Source organism: Micromonospora sp. NPDC049891, from assembly GCF_040660295.1.
Taxonomy (GTDB): domain Bacteria; phylum Actinomycetota; class Actinomycetes; order Mycobacteriales; family Micromonosporaceae; genus Micromonospora.
Genome location: NZ_JBFAML010000039.1, coordinates 22746 through 42074, shown reverse-complemented (window position 1 = coordinate 42074; position 19329 = coordinate 22746). Strand labels below are relative to the sequence as shown.

At 70.2% G+C, this 19329-nt stretch carries 24 protein-coding genes; 9 read left to right on the top strand and 15 right to left on the bottom strand.

Annotated features, from left to right (window positions below):
* Positions 1 to 119: 119 nt before the first annotated feature.
* The 8 genes from AB0I71_RS30065 to AB0I71_RS30030 all read right to left on the bottom strand — a co-directional run bounded on the left by AB0I71_RS30065 (position 120) and on the right by AB0I71_RS30030 (position 6602).
* Positions 120 to 1085 carry a carbohydrate ABC transporter permease gene (locus AB0I71_RS30065; protein WP_357590346.1) on the bottom strand — a complete coding sequence of 322 codons (966 nt, stop codon included), beginning with the start codon at positions 1083 to 1085 and terminating at the stop codon, positions 120 to 122.
* A gap of 1 nt (position 1086) precedes the next feature.
* Positions 1087 to 2139: a sugar ABC transporter permease gene (locus AB0I71_RS30060; RefSeq protein ID WP_357590344.1), complete on the bottom strand. Its 1053-nt coding sequence runs from the start codon at positions 2137 to 2139 to the stop codon at positions 1087 to 1089.
* A gap of 69 nt (positions 2140 to 2208) precedes the next feature.
* Entirely contained in the window at positions 2209 to 3564 is a 1356-nt protein-coding gene (locus AB0I71_RS30055; protein WP_357590342.1) for an ABC transporter substrate-binding protein, read from the bottom strand.
* A gap of 520 nt (positions 3565 to 4084) precedes the next feature.
* A complete protein-coding gene (locus tag AB0I71_RS30050; RefSeq protein ID WP_357590341.1) occupies positions 4085 to 4579 on the bottom strand; it encodes a TspO/MBR family protein in 495 nt (164 codons plus the stop codon).
* A 213-nt stretch (positions 4580 to 4792) separates the two neighbouring features.
* Complete coding sequence (locus AB0I71_RS30045) at positions 4793 to 4936, bottom strand: GPGG-motif small membrane protein (protein ID WP_007464364.1); 144 nt, start codon at positions 4934 to 4936, stop codon at positions 4793 to 4795.
* Positions 4927 to 5703, bottom strand: coding sequence for a metallophosphoesterase (locus AB0I71_RS30040; protein ID WP_357590339.1), 777 nt, complete (start codon positions 5701 to 5703; stop codon positions 4927 to 4929). Before AB0I71_RS30040 ends, AB0I71_RS30045 begins: the two co-directional genes overlap by 10 nt.
* 9 nt (positions 5704 to 5712) lie before the next feature.
* Complete coding sequence (locus AB0I71_RS30035; RefSeq protein WP_357590354.1) at positions 5713 to 5982, bottom strand: hypothetical protein; 270 nt, start codon at positions 5980 to 5982, stop codon at positions 5713 to 5715.
* A 2-nt stretch (positions 5983 to 5984) separates the two neighbouring features.
* The gene (locus AB0I71_RS30030; protein ID WP_357590337.1) at positions 5985 to 6602 is read right to left on the bottom strand and encodes a nucleotidyltransferase; all 618 of its coding nucleotides are present in this window, start codon (positions 6600 to 6602) and stop codon (positions 5985 to 5987) included.
* A gap of 130 nt (positions 6603 to 6732) precedes the next feature.
* Here AB0I71_RS30030 and AB0I71_RS30025 point away from each other — a divergent pair, with 130 nt between their 5' ends.
* Positions 6733 to 7464 carry a dTMP kinase gene (locus AB0I71_RS30025; protein ID WP_357590335.1) on the top strand — a complete coding sequence of 244 codons (732 nt, stop codon included), beginning with the start codon at positions 6733 to 6735 and terminating at the stop codon, positions 7462 to 7464.
* Here the strand turns inward: AB0I71_RS30025 and AB0I71_RS30020 are convergent.
* Positions 7449 to 8144: an SDR family NAD(P)-dependent oxidoreductase gene (locus AB0I71_RS30020; protein WP_357590332.1), complete on the bottom strand. Its 696-nt coding sequence runs from the start codon at positions 8142 to 8144 to the stop codon at positions 7449 to 7451. The genes AB0I71_RS30025 and AB0I71_RS30020 overlap by 16 nt on opposite strands.
* Before the next feature lie 170 nt (positions 8145 to 8314).
* Here AB0I71_RS30020 and AB0I71_RS30015 point away from each other — a divergent pair, with 170 nt between their 5' ends.
* The 3 genes from AB0I71_RS30015 to AB0I71_RS30005 all read left to right on the top strand — a co-directional run bounded on the left by AB0I71_RS30015 (position 8315) and on the right by AB0I71_RS30005 (position 11596).
* On the top strand, positions 8315 to 9229 hold the full coding sequence (locus AB0I71_RS30015) for a MurR/RpiR family transcriptional regulator (RefSeq protein ID WP_357590330.1): 915 nt from the start codon (positions 8315 to 8317) through the stop codon (positions 9227 to 9229).
* Complete coding sequence (locus AB0I71_RS30010) at positions 9226 to 10185, top strand: N-acetylmuramic acid 6-phosphate etherase (protein ID WP_357590328.1); 960 nt, start codon at positions 9226 to 9228, stop codon at positions 10183 to 10185. The genes AB0I71_RS30015 and AB0I71_RS30010 overlap by 4 nt, the downstream gene beginning before the upstream one ends.
* Positions 10186 to 10606: 421 nt before the next feature.
* The gene (locus AB0I71_RS30005) at positions 10607 to 11596 is read left to right on the top strand and encodes a sigma-70 family RNA polymerase sigma factor (RefSeq protein WP_357590352.1); all 990 of its coding nucleotides are present in this window, start codon (positions 10607 to 10609) and stop codon (positions 11594 to 11596) included.
* A 106-nt stretch (positions 11597 to 11702) separates the two neighbouring features.
* On the opposite strand, the gene AB0I71_RS30000 is transcribed toward AB0I71_RS30005, so the two are convergent.
* Entirely contained in the window at positions 11703 to 12653 is a 951-nt protein-coding gene (locus tag AB0I71_RS30000; protein ID WP_357590350.1) for an NlpC/P60 family protein, read from the bottom strand.
* Positions 12654 to 13131: 478 nt separating this feature from the next.
* On the opposite strand from AB0I71_RS30000, the gene AB0I71_RS29995 reads away from it, so the two are divergent.
* Positions 13132 to 13659, top strand: a complete 528-nt coding sequence (locus AB0I71_RS29995) for a DUF6232 family protein (protein WP_357590326.1) — start codon at positions 13132 to 13134, stop codon at positions 13657 to 13659.
* 30 nt (positions 13660 to 13689) lie between these two features.
* On the opposite strand, the gene AB0I71_RS29990 is transcribed toward AB0I71_RS29995, so the two are convergent.
* Together AB0I71_RS29990 and AB0I71_RS29985 are read right to left on the bottom strand one after the other, a co-directional pair.
* Complete coding sequence (locus tag AB0I71_RS29990; protein ID WP_093410516.1) at positions 13690 to 14031, bottom strand: DUF3817 domain-containing protein; 342 nt, start codon at positions 14029 to 14031, stop codon at positions 13690 to 13692.
* A gap of 26 nt (positions 14032 to 14057) precedes the next feature.
* A complete protein-coding gene (locus AB0I71_RS29985) occupies positions 14058 to 14531 on the bottom strand; it encodes a hypothetical protein (protein WP_357590323.1) in 474 nt (157 codons plus the stop codon).
* A 120-nt stretch (positions 14532 to 14651) separates the two neighbouring features.
* Between AB0I71_RS29985 and AB0I71_RS29980 the strand changes: the two genes are divergently transcribed.
* From AB0I71_RS29980 to AB0I71_RS29970, 3 genes are all read left to right on the top strand, one after another.
* Positions 14652 to 14975 (top strand): DUF6158 family protein, encoded by a 324-nt coding sequence (locus tag AB0I71_RS29980; RefSeq protein WP_357590321.1) that lies wholly within the window; start codon positions 14652 to 14654, stop codon positions 14973 to 14975.
* Positions 14975 to 15298 (top strand): hypothetical protein, encoded by a 324-nt coding sequence (locus AB0I71_RS29975; RefSeq protein ID WP_357590319.1) that lies wholly within the window; start codon positions 14975 to 14977, stop codon positions 15296 to 15298. The genes AB0I71_RS29980 and AB0I71_RS29975 overlap by 1 nt, the downstream gene beginning before the upstream one ends.
* Before the next feature lie 62 nt (positions 15299 to 15360).
* Positions 15361 to 15894: a DUF1360 domain-containing protein gene (locus AB0I71_RS29970; RefSeq protein ID WP_357590317.1), complete on the top strand. Its 534-nt coding sequence runs from the start codon at positions 15361 to 15363 to the stop codon at positions 15892 to 15894.
* Positions 15895 to 15984: 90 nt separating this feature from the next.
* On the opposite strand, the gene AB0I71_RS29965 is transcribed toward AB0I71_RS29970, so the two are convergent.
* The 3 genes from AB0I71_RS29965 to AB0I71_RS29955 form a co-directional block, all read right to left on the bottom strand.
* Positions 15985 to 16182 (bottom strand): hypothetical protein, encoded by a 198-nt coding sequence (locus AB0I71_RS29965; protein WP_357590315.1) that lies wholly within the window; start codon positions 16180 to 16182, stop codon positions 15985 to 15987.
* 37 nt (positions 16183 to 16219) lie between these two features.
* Positions 16220 to 16441: a hypothetical protein gene (locus AB0I71_RS29960; RefSeq protein ID WP_357590348.1), complete on the bottom strand. Its 222-nt coding sequence runs from the start codon at positions 16439 to 16441 to the stop codon at positions 16220 to 16222.
* 326 nt (positions 16442 to 16767) lie between these two features.
* Positions 16768 to 17868 (bottom strand): 3-deoxy-7-phosphoheptulonate synthase, encoded by a 1101-nt coding sequence (locus AB0I71_RS29955; protein WP_357590313.1) that lies wholly within the window; start codon positions 17866 to 17868, stop codon positions 16768 to 16770.
* Positions 17869 to 18177: 309 nt separating this feature from the next.
* Between AB0I71_RS29955 and AB0I71_RS29950 the strand changes: the two genes are divergently transcribed.
* Positions 18178 to 19329: an alkaline phosphatase PhoX gene (locus tag AB0I71_RS29950; RefSeq protein ID WP_357590311.1), complete on the top strand. Its 1152-nt coding sequence runs from the start codon at positions 18178 to 18180 to the stop codon at positions 19327 to 19329.

Genomic DNA, 19329 nt, shown 5'->3' with positions numbered 1-19329 from the left:
GCGCGGCTGCGGCGCACCATCGTCGTCGAGGTGCTCGGTGTGGGCGGTGAACGCGTCCCGGTCGCCGTCCCACCGCCCGGCCACCCGGGCGCCGCCCACGGCGGCGGCACCACGACGGATCAGCCCTTGACGCTGCCGGCGAGCAGCCCGCGAACGAAGTAGCGCTGCAACGACAGGAACACGATCAGCGGTACGACGATCGAGACGAACGCTCCGGCGGTCAACCTTTGCCACTCGTTGCCCCGGGTACCGGCCAGTTCGGCCAGGCGGACGGTGAGCGGCGCGGTGACGTCGCTGCCGCCGGCGAAGATGAGCCCGACCAGCAGGTCGTTCCAGACCCAGAGGAACTGGAAGATGCCGAACGCGGCCAGGGCCGGGGCAACCAGGGGCAGCACGATGGTGCGGAAGATCTTCGGGTGGGTGGCCCCGTCGACCCGGGCAGCCTCCATCAGATCCTTCGGTAGCTGCGAGATGAAGTTGTGCAGCAGGTACACGGCGAATGGCAGCGCGAAGCAGGTGTGCGCGAACCACACCTGAGCGAAGTTCTGCGCGCCGTCGAGGTTCCAGGCGGGCATCAGGGTGACGCCGCCCAGGCTGACTCCGCGCGAGAAGAAGCTCAGCAGCGGCACCAGGGCCATCTGCAGCGGCACGATCTGGAGCGCGAAAATGGCGATGTAGACCCAGTCCCGGCCCCGGAAGTTGATCCACGCCAGCGCGTACGCGGCCATGGCCGCGAACGCGAGCGGGAACAGCACCGACGGCAGGGTGATCACCAGCGAGTTGATGAAGTAGCTGGCGAGCTGCCCGGACGAGGCGGACTGCCCGAACAGCACCTCCTGGTAGTTCTGGAGGGTGAACTCCGGGTCCCGGAAGAAGGTCCACCAGCCGGTGGTCTTGATCTGGTTCTCCGGCCGGAACGAGGAGACGAACAGACCGAAGGTGGGGATGGTCCAGACGACCGCGATGACGATGGCGACAAGCGTGGCGGTGTGGGTGTTGAGTCGCTTGCGGACCCGCGACGCCGGCGTCGGCCGCCCGCTGGTGTCCTGTGCGCCGGTGGCGACCGGGGGAGTGGTGGTGGTCATCTCAGCCCTCCCGTCGCTGCTGGCGGAGGTTGCGGATCTGGAAGATCACGATGGGGATCACCAGGACGAAGAGGAAGACCGCCAGCGCGGAGCCCTGCCCGTTCTGGCCGTACCGGAACGCCTGGTTGTACATCTCGTTGGCGATCACGCTGGTGTCGTAGTTGCCGTTTGTCGAGGTGCGGACGATGTCGAAGACCTTCAGCGTGGCGATCGAGATGGTGACCACCACCACGATCAGCGCGGGCCGGATGCTCGGCAGGGTGATCTGCCAGAACATCTGCCACGGGCTCACCCCGTCGAGCCGGGCGGCCTCGACGATGTCGGCCGGAATCGCCTTGATCGCCGCGGACAGCACCACCATCGCGAAACCGGCCTGGATCCAGACCATGATCACGATGAGCAGCAGGGTGTTAAGCGGTGAGTCGAGCAGCCACTGCCGGGGCTCTCCGCCGAGGCTGACCACGATCTGGTTGAGCAGACCGATCTGTTCCTGCTCTTCGCCCCGGTAGGCGTACACGAACTTCCAGATGATGCTGGCACCGACGAACGAGATCGCCATCGGCATGAAGATCAGTGACTTCGCCACCGCCTCCAGCCGGGCCTTGTCGACCATGACCGCGTAGATCAGGCCGATGGAGGTCGCGACAAGCGGAACCAGAGTGACCCAGACCAGGGTGTTGAGCAGCACCCGCACGATCGAGTCGTCGGCGAACATCCAGCGGTAGTTGTCCAGGCCCACGAAGTTCTGGCTGCCGCCGTCCATGAAGGACAGCAGCGTGGTCCGGATCGCCGGGACGACCAGGCCGATCAGCAGCAGCAGTACCGTCGGCAACAGGAAGAACGTGGCGAACAGCCCCTCTCGGGACTTGGTCCGCCCAGGCAGCGGCGCCCCACTCGCGGACGCGGCCACGAGTTGCGCCTCACGTCGCCGTGCGAAGTAGGACGGCACCGCGTCGAGCAGCACGAGCAGGCCGCCCACCACCACCGCGAAGGCGACAAGCCCCCACAGCAGCATCATCAACTTGGGTGTCTGCTCGGCAAAGTCGAAGTTCATCAACCCTCCCCGGGTCCTCGGTAGAGCCGGTGGGCCGGCCCGCGCACGCGGACCGGCCCACCGCTGGAATTACTTCCAGCTGCTCTCGATGCCCTGGAGGACGGTGGCGGTGTCCCGCCCGTTGATCCAGTCGACCATGCCCTTCCAGAAGGTCCCGGCGCCGACGGCGGCGGGCATCAGGTCGGAACCGTCGAACCGGAAGACCGTGCTGTCGTCCTGGAGGATCTCCACCGACAGCTTGTCGATCGGGTTGGCGACGTTGGCCAGGTCGACCTTGTTGTTCGCGGACACCCAGTCGCCGATCTTCGCGCGGCTGTTGGCGTACTCGCCCGAGGCGAGGTACGTCTGCACGGCCTGCACCTCGGGACGGTCGGCGAAGGCCGTCACGAACTCGCCGCCGCCCAGCACCGGCTTGCCCTTGGCCGGGTCGATGGCCGGGAAGTAGAAGGCGAAGACGTCGCCGTCCTCGGCCACCCGGGTGCCCTCAGGCCACTGGTTGGCGTAGAAGGACGCCTGCCGGTGCAGCGCGCACTTGCCCTGCGTGATCGGCACGCCGGCTTCCTGGAAGGAGGTGGTGGCGATGCTGCGCACCCCGCCGAAGCCACCGTTGACGTACTTGTCGTTCTTCAGGATGGTGCCGGCGCGGTCCAGCGCCTCCGCGACCCGCGGGTCGTTGAAGGGGATCTCGTGCGTGGTCCACTGGTCGTAGACCTCGGGGGTCTGCGTCCGCAGCATCACGTCTTCGATCCAGTCGGTGGCCGGCCAGCCGGTGGCGTCACCGGACTCGATGCCGGCACACCACGGCTTGACGTCGCTCTCGGCGATCGTGTCGCTGAGCTGGATCATCTGGTCCCAGGTGGTCGGAACGGTCCAACCCTTCTCCTGGAACATCTTCGGCGAGTACCAGACGAACGACTTCACGTTCGACCCGAGCGGCGCACCGTAGAAGGTGCCGTTGACGGTGCTGTACTTCAGCCAGTCGGGCGAGTAGTTCTGCTCGGCCATGGCCTTGGTGTCGGCGCTGGCCGGCTTCAGCTGGTTGCGCTCGGCGAACCGGGCGAGCAGACCGGGCTGGGGGATGAAGGCCAGGTCGGGGGCGTTGCCGCCGTCCACCCGTACGGGGAGCTGGGCCTCGAACTCGCCGCTTCCCTCGTGGTTGATCTTGATGCCGGTGCAGTCCTCGAACTGCTTCCAGGACTCCGCCAGACGGTCGGCCTCGATGTCCCGGATCGACGAGTAGATGTTCACCGTCTTACCGTCGTGGCCCTGGTAGTTCTCGTACGGGGCGCACTCCGCGGAATCGGCGTTGCTGCTGCTGCCGCCGTCGTTGCTGCTGCTTCCGGTGCCGCAAGCGGTGGCGCTGAGTGCCAGTCCGATCGCGCCAACGATCGCGACAGCCTGGCGTGGCCTGGCAGAGACCGCCATGCCGTCCTCCTTCCTGTCCGGCGCCGGCCGGGATCGCATCCGGTTGACCTGGCGCCGGTCCGATGGGCGTTTTCACATGTAAGCGCTTGCATCTTCCGGGGTCCACCCCTTGGACGGACACGAGCGAGTAACAATCCGGAAACCTGGCAAGCGGCCATGATCACCTTCCCACCGGCGGCAGCGACCCCCGTCTATCAGCGGATACGTGCGCCGACCGGAACCAGCGCCAGGAGGATTTGCGGCGTCGGAGGCTGACCGGCGGGCACCGGCACGCCGCTTACGGCCGCCAGGATCGCCCACCGCCGATGGCTGGGCGCGCTCATCTGCCAGACCTGGTGACGACGCCGATCGTGGGGCTGGCTACGGACGACGCCTGCCGGACGAGCTACCGCGCCTTGTCGTGGACGGCCGCCTGCTCAGGCGTGATCTCCGGCGTTGGCGGTCCTGGGGGTCCTGGGGGTCCTGGGGGTGCTGGGGATCGTGGCGGTCCTGGGCGGTCCCGGTGGCCGGCCGGCGCCGGTCAGCTGTTCAGCTGCCAGATCGAGTAGTTGAGGGCCGCGGCGAAGGTGACCCAGGCCCAGTAGGGCAACAGCAACGCCGCCGCCAGGCGGCTCGCCCGGGCGAACAGCAGCACTGTCACACCGATCGCCAGCCACAGCAGGATGATCTCGACGAACGCCAGCCCGTACCGGTCACCGGCGAAGAAGAGTGGCGTCCAGGCGGCATTGAGCACGAGTTGGACCGCCCACGCGCCGAGCGCCGCACCGAACCCCACCCGGCGCCAGACCAGCCAGGCGGCGACCGCGATCGTCACGTAGAGGACGGTCCAGACCGGGCCGAAGAGCCAGGACGGCGGTGACCACGCCGGCTGATCGAGGTTCGCGTACTGGTCGGCGGCGCCCGAAGCGGCCAGATTGCCGATGACGGCGGCGGCCAGCACGGCCAGCGCGAAGCCGGCAAGCGCCCACCACTTGCCGGCACCGTTCCGTCGGGTCTGTTCCGCAGTCGTCGACATGGTCGGTGGTTCTCCGCTCAGCGGGGGTGGCAAACATGCCCCGTGGTCGTGCGTCGGGCAACCCTCGGCGTCGCAGGCAGATCAGCCGGCCGTCGCCGCCGGACCGCAGACAGCACGCCGGGGTCGCCGCGTCCGGTGACTCCTGTCGGGAGGACGGAGTACCGGTCGCGACGACCCCGGCGGGTCCGGTGAGCGACGCACTGCGCCGCCAGGTCAATTGAAGATGCTGACCCCACCCGGGCCGACGAGCAGCCCGACAACGATGAGGACGATGCCCCAGAGGATCTGCCGGCGGAACAGCGCGAGGATGCCGGCAACCACCAGTACGACTGCGAGAATCCAGAGAATCAGCTCCATGGTTGCTGAATACCCCCGGCAGCGACTCCGGAAACCTCGCCCTGATCAAGGTGATCGCCCAGGTGGAACACGCTGTACGCCTGCTTGATCACCGGGTGGGCCACGTTGCGGACGCGTACCCCGCCCGGGGTGGTGCCCCGCTCGGAGCCGTGATGGGCGTGCCCGTGCAGGGCGAGCGCGGTCGGCGCGGAATCGATCGCCTGCCCCAGCTGGTAGCAGCCGAGGAACGGATAGATCTCCAACGGCTCTCCGGCCAGGGTGTCCGGCACCGGGGCGTAATGGGTGAGCGCCACGAGCACGTCGCAGTCGAGCGAGCGAAGCGCCTCGCCCAACCGGTCAGCGCTCTCGGTGGTGGTGCGTACGAACGCCTTCATCTCCGGCTCGCCGAAGTCGCTGGCGCACCGGCCGGCGAAACCGCCACCGAAGCCCTTCACCCCGGCGACGCCGAGCCGACCACCCGGACAGTCCAGCGCCACCCCGTCGCCTTCCAGCACGGTGATGCCCGCTTCGTCGAGCGCTCCGATCACCTGCGGCACCTGGTCGCACTGGTGATCATGATTGCCCAACACGGCGATCACCGGTACCCCCAGGCCACCGAATTCCTGGGCCACGCAGCGGGCCTCGGCCTCAGTGCCGTGCCGGGTCAGGTCACCGGCGAGCAGCACGGCGTCGACGCTGCCGGGCAGTTCCTCCAGGGCCGGCCGGAACCGGCCGAGCACGTCCTTGTCCAGATGCACGTCGCCCACTGCGGCGATCCGGATAGCCATCGAACCTCCTCAGGGCAGTTGCTCGATCTCCGTGGGCGCCTGCGCGCGGATCACCCCGATGTCGCTGGTGATGGGCACGTCCGGGAAGCGGTCGGCCACCCGGCGCAGGATCTCCTCCCGCCGGTGCGCGCTCTCGACCTCGCCGTGCAGCACGAGAGCGCGTTCGGTGCGGATCACGGTGATTCCCTGTTCGGCGACGGCCGGATCCTCGGTGAGCAGCCGGTGGATCTCCGCCTCGACGTACTCGTCGGGCGGCCCGGCGCCGGAGTCGCGGTGCACGGTCACGGTCTCCCCTTCTCGTCAGCGGTGCCGGAGTCCGGCACGACGTCCAGCCTGTCCAGCAGCACCAGGAACGACTCGGCGTACGGCGAGTGCTGCGTCTCCTTGCGTACCCGTTCCCAGTCGATCTGCTCACGCAGCGAGCGGGCCAGCGGCAGCCCTCGGGCGAAATCGCAGTAGTGCTGGGAGAAGCTCAGCAGCTTGTGCACCATCAGCTGGGTGGCTGACAGCACCGGCATGTGAATGGCGTCGACCGGCCGCACGACGGTGTCGGCGAACGTCTCCTCGGTCACCGGCGTCTCGATCGGGCGGTGGATCAGGTCCACCATCCGGCCGCCGTCGTAGACCTTGACCAGCCAGTCCTCCGGCGGACGCTCGGCGGTGAAGCCGCTCTGCACCAGCGCCTCCAGCGCGGCTTCGACGTCGGATTCGCGGATCAGGAAGTCGACGTCGTGCTCGCTGGAGTGCCCGCCGTGCGCGTAGACGGCGAAGCTGCCGCCGAGAGCGAACGGGATCTCCGACTGCTTGAGCACGGCGGCGACCTTCTTGAGGGTGTGTAGGAGAGTCTCGTCGTCGCGCTCGGCCATCTCGCCTCTCCCGTCGAATCGTCGGGGTGCCACCGGTGGGATCTCCGATCGGTACCCGGCATTCCGGTCGTCCACACCTGCCCCGCGCGCGCAACGGGATGAACAGGGCGTAAACCGGATCTATGGCGCGTCCACCGTGCGTCTGTCGGATAACCTTTCGAGGGTGGCCAGATCGACGGGAGCGCCCGATTCGACGGGAGTCCGGCGCGGCAGAGGCCGGCTCCGCACCGTAGCCCTGATCGGCATCGACGGCTCAGGCAAGACCACCCAGGCGTACCGGCTCGCCGAGGCGCTCACCGCGGCCGGGTACCCGGCCACCTATCACCGCAACGCGGGCGGGCGGCGCTGGCTCGGCCGGGCGGCGCACCGACTCGGCCGGCCGGACGCCCAGGGGTTACTCGGGCGGGACGGCATGCTCCTGGTGGAATCAGTGCTCCGCTGGCTGGCCATCGCGATGACACTGCTCGGTGGCCTGTTCACCGGGCGGGTGGCCGTGATGGACCGCTACGCGGCCTGCCAGTACGCCAGTCTCCGGGCACACGGCGGGCACCGCTGGGAGCGGCTGGTCCGGGCCGCCTACCGGCTCTTTCCCCGACCGCAGGTGACGTTCCTGCTGACCGTCGAGCCGATCGAGGCGTACCGGCGGATCGAACGCCGGGGCACCGACCACGAGAGTCTGAGCTTTCTGGCCGCCGCCGACCTGGCCTACCGCACGCTGCCGGAGTATCCGACGTTCGTGCCGGTCAACGCGGATCTCCCGGCTGAGGAGATCGCCCGGGAGATCCGTGGGCATCTGAACACCTGGCTGGTGGGCGGGGGCGAGCCGACCGGGCGTGCCCCGACGGGGGGCACCGCACCGGTGCCGGAACTGGTCCCGCTTCAGGCCCGCCCGTAGACCGGTACGGCCGCGCCGCTGGTGGGTGCCGACTCGTCCGACGCGAGGAAGCGGATCACCGAGGCGATCTCGGCCGGGTCCACCCAGCGGGTGTGATCGGCGTCCGGCATCGCGTCGCGGTTGGTCGGGGTGTCGATGACGCTCGGCAGCACCGTGTTGCAACGGACCCCGGCCGCCTTGTACTCCGCCGCCACGGCGGCGGCGAAGCCGAGCACTGCGGCTTTTGCGGTGACGTAGCCGGCCACACCCGGGAAGGGCGCGACCGCCGCGCGGGCCGCGACACAGACCACCGCGCCACCACCGGCGGCGAGCAGGTGCGGCAGCGCGGCACGGGTGACCAGGTGGGTCGGGCGGAGGTTGAGGGTGAGCATCCGTTCGAAGTCCTCGACCGGCGTCTCGTGCACCAGTCCGCCGCTGGCGTATCCGCCGACGAGGTTGACCACCGCACGTAGTGGTGCCGCGGGATCGCCGGCCGCCACCTCGGCCACCCGGGCCGCGTCCTGCGGGTCGGTCAGATCTGCGCTGATCCGGACCGGAGCGTTGACCTCGGCGTCGCCTACCGGGTCCGGTTGCTGGCGCTGGGGCGCGACCACGCGCCACCCCGCTGCTACGAACGCGGCGCTGACCGCCGCGCCCAGTCCGCCCGTGGCCCCGGTGACCAACACACTGCGATTCGCCATGAGCTGAGGTTAGTGCGGTGTCCGGACGGCGGGTGCCGAGCCCCACCCGACCCGGTGGACCCGGCCCGGCGGGGGAGGTGGCCCGGGCGCGGCGGGTGGCAGGCTGGACCTGCCGGCATCGGCGCGCGTCATGGTTGACGCTTCCGGGCTCATGAAAGTAAGTTTCAAAGGTGGCGAAAAGGCCGAAGGTTTCCGCGAATCCCGAGCCCGGTGGGCTGATCGTCCACATCAGCGGCCTGCTCCCGGCGTTGTCGCCGGCCGAGCAACGGGTCGCCCGGCTGGTGGTCGCCAACCCCGCCGACGCGGCCCGGCGCACCATCACGGACCTCGCCACCGCCGCCGACACCTCCGAGGCGACAGTCATCCGGTTCTGTCGTTCGGTCGGCATGGACGGCTACCCGCAGCTTCGGATCCGGCTGGCCGCGGAGGCCGCCCGGCGGGTCGAGCCGCCGGACGCGCGCGTGGTCGGCGGAGACATCCCGCCCGGTGCCGACCTGGCCCAGATCATCGCGACAATCGCCTTCAACGACGCGCGTGCCGTGGAGGAGACCGCCGAACAGCTCGACCCGACGGTCTGCGAGCGGGTGGTGGACGCCATCGTCGGTGCCGGCCGGATCGACATCTACGGCGCCGGTGCGAGCGGCTTCGTCGCCTCGGACTTCCAGCAGAAGCTGCACCGCATCGGCCGCACCGCCTTCTACTTTCCCGACGTGCACACCGCGTTGACCTCGGCGGCCCTGCTCGGCCGCGGCGACGTCGCCATCGGCATCTCGCACACCGGCACCACTTCCGACGTGGTCGAGGTGCTGGAGCAGGCCCGGTCCCGGGGGGCCACGACGGTGGTGCTGACCAACTTCCCACGCTCCCCGGTCACCGAGGTCGCCGACCACGTCCTCACCACCGCCGCGCGTGAGACCACCTACCGGTCCGGTGCGACAGCCAGCCGGCTGGCCCAGCTCACCGTGGTCGACTGCCTCTTCGTCGGGGTGGCCGCGCGTAACCGGCCCCGGGCCCGCAAGGCGCTGGAGGTGACCGCCGAGGCGGTCCGTTCCCACCGGCTGGGCTCCGGCCGGAGGCGGGCATGACGGCCGAAGCCGTCGAGCCCCAGGGAACGGGAACCTCCGCCAATGCCGGCCGACCGGTCGTCCGGGTCGGCGCACCGACCGAGCGGCGCGATCCGCGAAGCGTCGACCTGGATCTGATGTCCACCCGGGACGTACTCGCCGTGATCAACGAGGCGGACCGACGGGTGCCGGCCGCGGTGGCCGCCGTGCTCGACGAGATCACCAGCTCCGTCGAGCTCGCGGTGACCGCACTGCGTGACGGCCGCCGGGTGCACTACTTCGGCGCCGGCACCTCCGGGCGGCTGGGCGTACTGGACGCCGCCGAGCTGGCACCGACCTTCAACTCGCCACGACACTGGTTCTGCGCCCACCTCGCCGGAGGGCCGGAGGCGATGTGGCGGGCCGTGGAGGACGCCGAGGACGACGACGCCCGAGGTGCCGCGGAGGCGGACGACTGTGTCTCCGCCGGGGACGTGGTGGTGGGGTTGACCGCGAGTGGGCGTACCCCGTACGTCCTCGGTGCGCTCGCCGCGTCCCGGGCCAACGGTGCCGCGACGGTGCTGCTCTGCGCGAACCCGGAAACGCCGTCCGCCCGGGCAGTTGACGTCTTCATCGGGGTGGACACCGGACCGGAGGTGGTGGCCGGTTCGACGAGGATGAAGGCGGGCACCGCCCAGAAACTCGTGCTGAACGGCTTCTCGACGGCGGTCATGGTGCGTCTGGGGCGGGTCTACTCGAACCTGATGATCGACGTGGTGGCCACAAACGCGAAGCTCCGGGGACGAATGATCTCGATCCTCATGGAGTCGACAGGCTGTGCCGACGAGGTCGCCCGGCAAGCTCTCGACGAGGCTGACGGTGACCTGAAGGCCGCACTCGTCAGCCTCGTCTCCGGGGTGGCGGTGACCACCGCGCGGGCCGCCCTGGCCCGCTCCGCCGACCAGGTACGCGGTGCTCTGGCTCTGCTCGCGTCCTGAACGCGACAGTCCGGGAAACCGCGCTGCGGCGGCGGGCATAGGACCGGGGCGCGGATTGTTCATCAGGGCGTGGGGTATTACCACCGGCGTGGATGAACCGAGCGGTCCACGTACGCGTATCAGGCAGTGACCAGGATCGCAGCACGGCGGTGACCCGGGTCGCTGTGGCTATCGGCCAGGCAGTGCTGCCATGGACCGGACGGACGGCGATCCGTCGATCTGTCGACCTCACGGGGTACCTGCCGATGACAGCCAGGCAGGGTGCTGACAGCAAACGTGGACGCTGCTCTCAGCGGATTATCAGGCATTCGTGACACTTTCGACCCACGACATGGAATCCCCGACACGTCTCATCTGTTGTGTAGATGTCAGCACCGATGGGCACAGCGGAGGTTACGGGGGAGGGCTGATGGGCGTGGGGATGGCAAGGAACCGGGCAACCGGCGCGAGCGAGGGGACCGTGGGCACCGTGGACAAGAACATCGGAATGCGAACTGACGAGGTCGCCGAGGAGCGCGACCTGGTCGGAGTCTACCTGCACGAGATCTCCCGGACGCCGCTGCTGGACGCCGCCAAGGAGGTCGACCTCTCCAAGGCCATCGAGGCCGGCCTGTACGCCGAGCACCTGCTCGGCGAGGACCGCGTCCCCGACGGGGCCACCCGGGAGGAACTGGAGCGGCTGGTCGCCGACGGTGAGCGGGCCAAGGACCTGTTCATCCGGGCCAACCTGCGACTGGTCGTGTCGATCGCCCGACGTTACGTCCGCTCCGGCATGCCCATGCTGGACCTGATCCAGGAGGGCAACACCGGTCTGGTCCGGGCGGTCGAGAAGTTCGACTACGAGCGTGGATACAAGTTCTCGACCTATGCGACGTGGTGGATCCGCCAGGCGATCAGCCGGGCGATCGCCCAGCAGGAGCGCACCGTGCGGCTGCCGGTGCACCTGGTGGAGGACGTCAACCGGATGCGCAACGTGGCCCGTCAGCTGACCCGTGAACTGGGCGGCGACCCGGAGCCGGAGCAGATCGCGGCGGCCCTCGGGGTGACCGTCGAGCGGGTCAACGAACTGGTCCGCTGGTCACAGGACACCGTGTCGTTGGACACGCCCGTCGGCGACGACGGCGACACCAACCTCGGTGACCTGGTCGCCGACAGCGACGCACCCTCCCCGGAGGAGATCGTCCTCACCGGGTTGGAGCGGCAGCGGATCGAAGGGCTGCTCAACCACCTGGATGACCGCTCGGCCGGCATCATGCGGGCCCGGTACGGGCTGGAGGACGGCCGGGAGCACTCGCTGACCGAGGTGGCCTCGCGGTTCTCCCTGTCCCGGGAGCGGATCCGGCAGCTGGAGATCCAGGCGCTCGGCCGGCTCCGCGAGCTGGCCCGAGCGGAGGGTCTGCAAGCGGCCTGAGCAGGCGACAATGACGGCGAACGGCCGGCGTCCGATAGGGGGGCGCCGGCCGTTCGCCGTTGCTGGCTGCCGGCCGTGACGCCGGTGGCCACGCGAGCGGCGACGCTCAGCGCACCCGGCCGTAGCCGTAGGGTGGCATCAGGTCGATCGAGCGCTTCTCCACGTTTCGCCCGAAGGTGGGCGCGTGGATGACCTGCCCGTTGCCCACGTAGATGGCCATGTGACCCAGTCCGCTGTAGAAGACGAGGTCACCGGGGCGCAGATCGCCCCGGCTGATGTGCGCCACCACGCCCCACTGCATCCTCGTGTTGTGCGGTAGCGACTTGCCCGCCGCCCGCCACGCGGCCGAGGTGAGCCCGGAGCAGTCGTAGCTGCCCGGCCCGTCCTTGCCCCACCCGTACGGTTTGCCCAGCGCACCGTAGGCGTACCGGACCGCGACGCCGGCCTGGCCGGAGACGTTGGGTGCGTCCGCGGCGCTGCTGGCCCGGTTCGTCGGCCGTTCGGTCGCCCGGCCGTACGCCTGCCGGCGCATTTCGTAGAGCTTGGCGAGATCGCGCTCGATCCGCTGCTTCGCCGAGGACAGCTCGCGTGACTGCGCCGCCTGCCGGCTGAGCGTGACGTCCAGCTTGGTCTTCTCGTCGAGCAGCCGCCGCTGGTCGGCGGTGTAGCCGGCGATGGTGGCCTGCCGTTGCCGGGTCAGGTGGTCGAGCGTGCCGAGCCGGTCCAGTACGGAGGTCGAGTCACCACCGTGCAGCAGTGCGTCGACGGTGCCCAGGTTGCCGGTCTTGTACGCGGTCACGGCCAACTCGCCGACGTCTGCCCGGCTCTGCTCGGCCTGCTGCTCCAGCGGGCCGAGCTGGTCCTGCAACCGCTCAACGGCGGTGCGGTTCTCCTTGATCTTCTCCCGCAGTTCGTTGTGGGCCTCCACCACACGTTCCAACTCGACGGAGGCCTTCTCGATCCGCCGGGTCAGTTCGGCGGTGGAAGGTTCGGCCCGGACCACCGTCGCCGGCACGAGCAGCGCCAGTGTGAAGGCGACGACCGTCAGGGCACGCAGCGTGTGCGTCAGGGACGACAAGAGCCCGAACGCTCCTCTCCCGGGGCCGGCGCGGGCGGCTGAGGCTCCGCGACGGCGACGGCCCGGTGCCATCCCGGTGGACGGCGGCCGGCCGAGCCGACCTGCCCAACCTAGTACGGGACAGGAGTCATCCGCAGAGAAAGCCGGGACCAATGGGGGTGCTGTGGCGGAGCACGCAGCGCGGATAGCCGCGAAGGGGCTTATCGGCGACATGTCGGACTGGTCGCTCCCGGCATATGACGTCAGCTGCCGAGGCGTTTTGACCGACAAGCCGGACTTGGCGCGCTCTTTCCGGCACCGGCGGCCCACCGCAAGCCTCTGACCATCGGAAACGTCCGAGCCGGAGTGGCGCGGGCGGCCCACAATGAATCGCGCGTCCGGGAATCCCGTCAACCGGCGTCGATGAACAGGGCCGGCGGGAACCGACCCGGTGCCACCAGCCGTGGGAGGAGGGGTCGTGAATCCTGACGGCGCGACAGTGCGACCGCCACGGACACCCCGAGGCGCCCGCAGCGAACCGACGTTGCTCTACGCCCGACCGGGGATCATCGTCACGGTCGACCGGTTCACCGTCGGCCGCAGCAGCTGGCGGGTCGCCGAGTTGACCCATCTGCAGAGCACCCGGGGGCCTCACGACCGGGTGGCGACCCGGGCGGTTCTGGTCTCGACCGTGGTGATCGGTGGCGTGGGACTGCTGCTCGGATTCACCGGCGGGCTGCAACGGCTCACCGCCGGGGCGTACCTCCTGCTCGGTGCCGTGTTCCTGGTGCCGGTGCTGCTCGCGGCGGCGGGCGACCGCTGGCGCCCGCCGGCGTACGAGCTGTGGGGTCGCCGGGCGGGTACCGACGAACTGCTGTTCAGCAGCGACGACGAACACCAGTTCGGGCAGGTGAGTCGGGCGCTGCGTCGGGCACGCGAGATGAACAGCTACGGCGGCTGGGAGGACCCGCTGGCCAGCGCCGACCCGTGGCGACCGCGACGGTGAGGATCATCGTCGCGGTCGTCGAGACCAGCCCTACCCGGCGATCGGCTCGGGCGCCTGCGCCTGCTCCCGCTCCCGCTGCTCGGCCGTGACCAGTGCGCTCACCCGTCGCTCCGCCCAGAAGGAGACGAACGGCACGGTGCCGGCCAACATCACCAGGATCATCCGCTTGAGCGGCCAGTCGGCCCGCCGGGACAGGTCGAAGGCGGCCACCAGGTACACCATGTAGAGGAAGCCGTGTGCCTGGCCCACGGTCTCCACCACGACCGGGTTGTCGAAGCCGTACTTGAGCGGCATGCCGATCACTACCAGCAGGATCAGCACCACGCCGACGACCCAGGCGATCACGCGGTAGCGGGTGAGGGCAGCGCGCACTTCTCGTCCGTCCTTCCGGGTCCGGCTCAGCCGGGATAGTCGCCGGGCTTCGCGCCCGGATTGGCGTTCAACCATGACAGGTAGCGGTTGTAGGCGGCCAGATCGGCGTCGTCCTCGCCGCCGGGACCGGCGGGGACTCTGGCGACCCGGACCGGGCGCCGGATCCCCGACCGTGGCTGCTCGGTAGGGGCGGGGTCGGCCGCGCCGGGAGCGGGCACACCGTCAGACCCGGCGGACACGGCCGGGTGACCGGCGGATGTCGGCGCCGCCGCGTCCCCGCCCGACGGGGTGACCGTTCGTAGCGCATGGCGTACCTCGCGCCACCAGACGAAGACCACGAAGCCCGCGAAGATCGGCCATTCCACGGCGTAGCCCCAGCTGATGGCGTTACCCGCAGCGGCCCGGCTGACCTGCCACCAGCCGAGCCCGAGAAAGGTGGTCACCAGCACGACCATGGCCACGTGGCGGGCTATCCACGCCGGGGTCCAGAGCCGCTTCATGCCACGAGGGTACCGGGCACGGCCGCGGTCTCCGACGCGGTGTCGTAGTGCCTTCTGGTTTGGCCACACCCGCGGTGGGCAACCGTACAGACGCCAGCCCACGACGGATGAGGGGGCGAGATGACGGCATCGGGACGACAGGACGGATTTCCGGCCGGCGGTACGGAGGTGAGCCCCGAGCAGCGGATACCCGAGTGGGGTGACGAGCAGGCGGCGACCCCGGCGCCGGAGGCCGACGTGCTGGGCATCGATCCCGCCGAGCTGGATGAGGAGGACCTCATTCGGGAGATGCAGAGTCTGCACCGCACCCGCCTGGACACGCTCCGGCACGCGACCGACTCGGCGCTGGCCAACCACCTGCGGCGCACCGCCGAACTGGAGACCGAGTACCTCGCCCGACACCCGGGGCGCGAGGTCGATCCGAGCCGGCTGCGGGACGCGTGATGGCGTACGCGGAGCGGGGGGTGTCCGCGCCCCCGGAGGTCGTGTTCAACACGGCCACCGATCCCGACCGGATCTCCTCCTGGCTGCCCGAGCCGTTGCTCTCCGACGACCCGGCCCGGGAGGGCGACGCCGGACAACTGCGGGCCCGCTGGACCGCCCGCAACACGGACTGGTCGGCCGACCTCCGGGTGGAGCCGGTCGACGCCGGTGGTTCCCGGCTCCGGCTCGAACTCGGCGGGGGTGGCGAGGACGTCGACCGGCTCGCCGACGAGGCGTTGAACAGCCTCGCCCGCGAGGTGGCCGACAACCTGCAGGCCGGTTGACCCCGGTCGAACCCCGCCGCCGGGACGCGGCGGATCCAAGCGTGACCCGAAGAGGAGGCCGGGTGAGCGACCTGAAACAGAAGGTGGCGCGACTGCGTCAGGCGTACGCGCCGCACGAGCACCGCCCGCTCGGCGGTTACCTGGCGGCGATGGGCACCTACGCCGGTGTGACCGGTGCGATCGCCGCCCTGGTGAAGGTGACCGGGCGAAGCGTGCCCGAACGACCCACCACATCGGATGTGGTGCTGCTCGCCATCGCCACCCACAAGCTCAGCCGGTTGTTGTCCAAGGACGCGGTGACCAGCCCGTTGCGGGCGCCCTTCACCAGGTACGACCGGCCGATCGGCAGCGGCGAGGTGATGGAGCAGGTACGCGACTCGGGCAGCTCCACCCGCCACGCCATCGGCGAGCTGCTCAGCTGCCCGTTCTGCCTGGCGGTGTGGGTGGCCACCGGTCTCACCGGAGGGCTGGTGCTCGCACCACGACTGACCCGGCTCGTCGCCACGGCGCTGACCGCGGTGGCCGCCTCCGACTTCCTGCAGATGGGGTACGCGGTGGCCCAGCAGGCGGCCGAGGGCGGTGGCAAGGAGGACTGACGGACAGCTACGAAAGGCCGGCCCGTGGCACGGGCCGGCCTTCTCGTGGTGCCCGGACGACCGGAGTCGCAGATGGGGTGGGACGGCGGTTCAGCGCTGCATGCCGGACCAGCCGCGAGGCGACTCCGGCTCGCGCTCGTCCTCGTCTTCGCCGGTGATGATGTCCCGGTCGACGGCGGTGCGGTCGTGCTCGTTGGCGAAGTCGGGCTCGGGCAGGGTGTCCGTGCCCTCCGGTGGCTGGCCGAGCGCGGGCGGACGGGGGTGCTGATCTTCCTCGCGCTGCGTCATCGTGTTCCTCTCCTCGTCGCCGGCATCGGCCGGCTGGTCATCCCGTCGAGCCACCCAGCAGGTCGGTCACCTCGTCGACCGCGTACTCGCCCTGCGGCAGCGCGTTGAGCCGGGACAGCAACTGCGCCGGCAGCTCCGCGGCGACCGCGCGGCGGTATATGTCCACCTGACTGATTCGCTCCTGACCGTGGTAGAGATCGTCGAGCAACTCGTCGAGCGGACGGGTGTCCACCTCCTCGATCTCCACCTCGTCGCCCACCGCGGCAGCCGTAGCGGGCAGGTCGGTGGTGGGTGGATCGAGCGCGGCGGTGTCGACCACGGGCACGTCGGCCAGGATGGCTTCGGGCAGCCGTGCCTGCGTCGTCGGTGCCGTGGGCGCCTCGGTCACGGGTACGTCATCGGTCACCCCCGTGACCTACCCGCCCCCGACCCGACAAAACACCCCCACCCCCCTCCCACTCACCCCCACCCCCAGCCGCGTTGATCATGAGGTTGGCGGCACCGTGGAGATCGAACACTGCCGCTAACCTCATGATCAACACGGGTGGGCGGGGGTGGGGAGTGGGAGGGGGAGGGGGAGGGGGGTTAGGCGGGGGTGGGGAGGGGGGTGGGGGCGCGGCGGGTGCGGACGGCGGCGGCCAGTTCGGCGAGCACCTCGTCGGTGGTGTCCCAGCCGATGCAGGCGTCGGTGACCGACTGGCCGTAGGTGAGTTCGCGGGTGGGGTCGAGGTCCTGTCGGCCCGGTACCAGGAAGCTCTCCAGCATGATCCCCACGATGCCCCGCTGGCCGGCGGCGATCTGCGCGGCCACGTCGGCGGCCACCACGGGCTGGTTGCGGTGGTCCTTGCCGCTGTTGGCGTGGCTGGCGTCCACCACCAGCCGTTCCGGCAGCCCGGCGGCCCTCAGCAGGTCCAGCGCGCCGGCCACCGACGCCGCGTCGTAGTTCGGCCGGCCGCCGCCGCCCCGCAGCACCAGATGCCCGTCCGCGTTGCCCCGGGTGTGCATGATCGCCGGGGTGCCGGAGACGTCGATGCCGGGGAAGACGTGCGGCACTCCGGCGGCCCGGATCGCGTCGACAGCGGTGGCGATGCTGCCGTCCGGACGGTTCTTCATGCCGATCGGCATGGACAGTCCGGAGGCGAGCTGCCGGTGCACCTGGCTCTCCACGGTGCGTGCCCCGATCGCTCCCCACGCGACGGTGTCCGCGATGTACTGCGGGGTGATCGGGTCGAGGAACTCGCAGCCCACCGGCAGGCCGAGCCGCAGCACGTCGAGCAGCAGCGCCCGGGCCCGACGCAGGCCCGTGTTGACGTCCCCGGAGCCGTCCAGCCCCGGGTCGTTGATCAGGCCCTTCCAACCCACGGTGGAGCGTGGCTTCTCGAAGTAGACCCGCATCACGACGAGCAGGTCCTCGGCGACCCGCTCGGCCGCCGCCCGGAGCCGGTGCGCGTAGTCGAGGGCGGCCGCGGGGTCGTGGACCGAGCACGGCCCGACCACCACCAGCAGTCGGTCGTCGGCCCGGTCGAGCACCTGGCCGACCGCCCGGCGGCCGGCCAGTACGGCCGCCGTGAGGGTGTCGTCCAGGGGCAGCTCATGAAGCAGCAGGGCCGGGGTGGTCAGCGGTACGACACGGTCGATCCGCTGGTCGATGACCCGGTGGTTCTCCGGGGTCGTCACGGTGGGCATCCTTCCGCCGACCGCACCCGGGGCCGGTGCCCAGGTCGAGCCGGCTGCTCGTATGCGAAAGGGCAGGAACGAAAGCTCCTGCCCGGCCGGCTCGATTTCGGTGACGTCAGATCATGGTGAGGTCACCGGCCGAGCCGGCTGCCTAAACCATCGATACGAGCGCGTCACGGCGGTAAGCGTACCCGACCGTGCCCGAGCGTGCCCGAGCGCTCACCTTCCCGTCGACTGGGCCACGTCTTCTGTTCACCGACATCGATGAAACCGTCGGTAATTTCAGCGCCACCGAACACTGCTCATCCGGAGGTCCCGATGGATCGTCGTACCGTCCTGCGTGCCACCGTCGCCGGTGGCGCCGCCGCCTTCTCCGGCAGCCTGTGGGCGGGCGCCGCCATGGCCGCACCCGCCCAGCCCGGAGCCAGCCCGTACGGCTCGCTCCGGACCGCCGACTCCAACGGCATCCAACTGCCCACCGGATTCACCAGCCGGGTGATCGCCCGGTCCCGCCAGGCCGTCCCGGGGACGTCGTACACCTGGCACGACGCGCCCGACGGCGGCGCCTGCTTCGTCGCCGGCACCGGCTGGATCTATGTCTCGAACTCCGAGATCACCCCGGGCGGCGGTGCCTCGGCGGTGCGCTTCAACTCCGACGGCAGCGTCGCCTCGGCGTACCGGATCCTCTCGAACACCAACCAGAACTGCGCCGGAGGGGCCACGCCCTGGGGGACGTGGCTCTCCTGCGAGGAGGTCAGCCGCGGATTCGTCTACGAGACGTACCCGCAGGGCGGCACGGCTGCGGTGCAACGGCCGGCGATGGGGCGGTTCAAGCACGAGGCCGCCGCCTGCGACCCGGACCGTCGCGTGATCTACCTGACCGAGGACGAGTCCAACGGCTGCTTCTACCGCTTCCGGCCGAACAGTTGGGGCAACCTCTCCGCCGGCACCCTGGAGGTGCTGGTCGGTGGGACCGCCACCAGCGGCGCGGTGACCTGGGCGCGGGTGACCGACCCGTCGGCGGCGAGCACGCTGACCCGCAACCAGGTCTCCGGGGCCAAGCGCTTCAACGGCGGCGAGGGCTGCTGGTACGCCGACGGCACCTGCTGGTTCACCACCAAGGGCGACAACCGGGTGTGGGCCTACGACGCGGTCAACCAGCGCATCGACCTGGCGTACGACGACTCGCTGGTCTCCGGCACCGCGCCACTGACCGGGGTGGACAACATCACCGGCACCGGCTCGGGCGACCTCTACGTGGCCGAGGACGGTGGCAACATGGAGATCAACATCATCACGCCGGCCGGGGTGGTCGCGCCGTTCCTGCGGATCACCGGCCAGTCCTCCTCGGAGATCTGCGGGCCGGCGTTCTCGCCGGACGGCACCCGGCTGTACTTCTCGTCGCAGCGCGGCACCTCCGGTTCCTCCTCCGGGGGCATCACCTACGAGGTGCGTGGCCCGTTCCGCTGA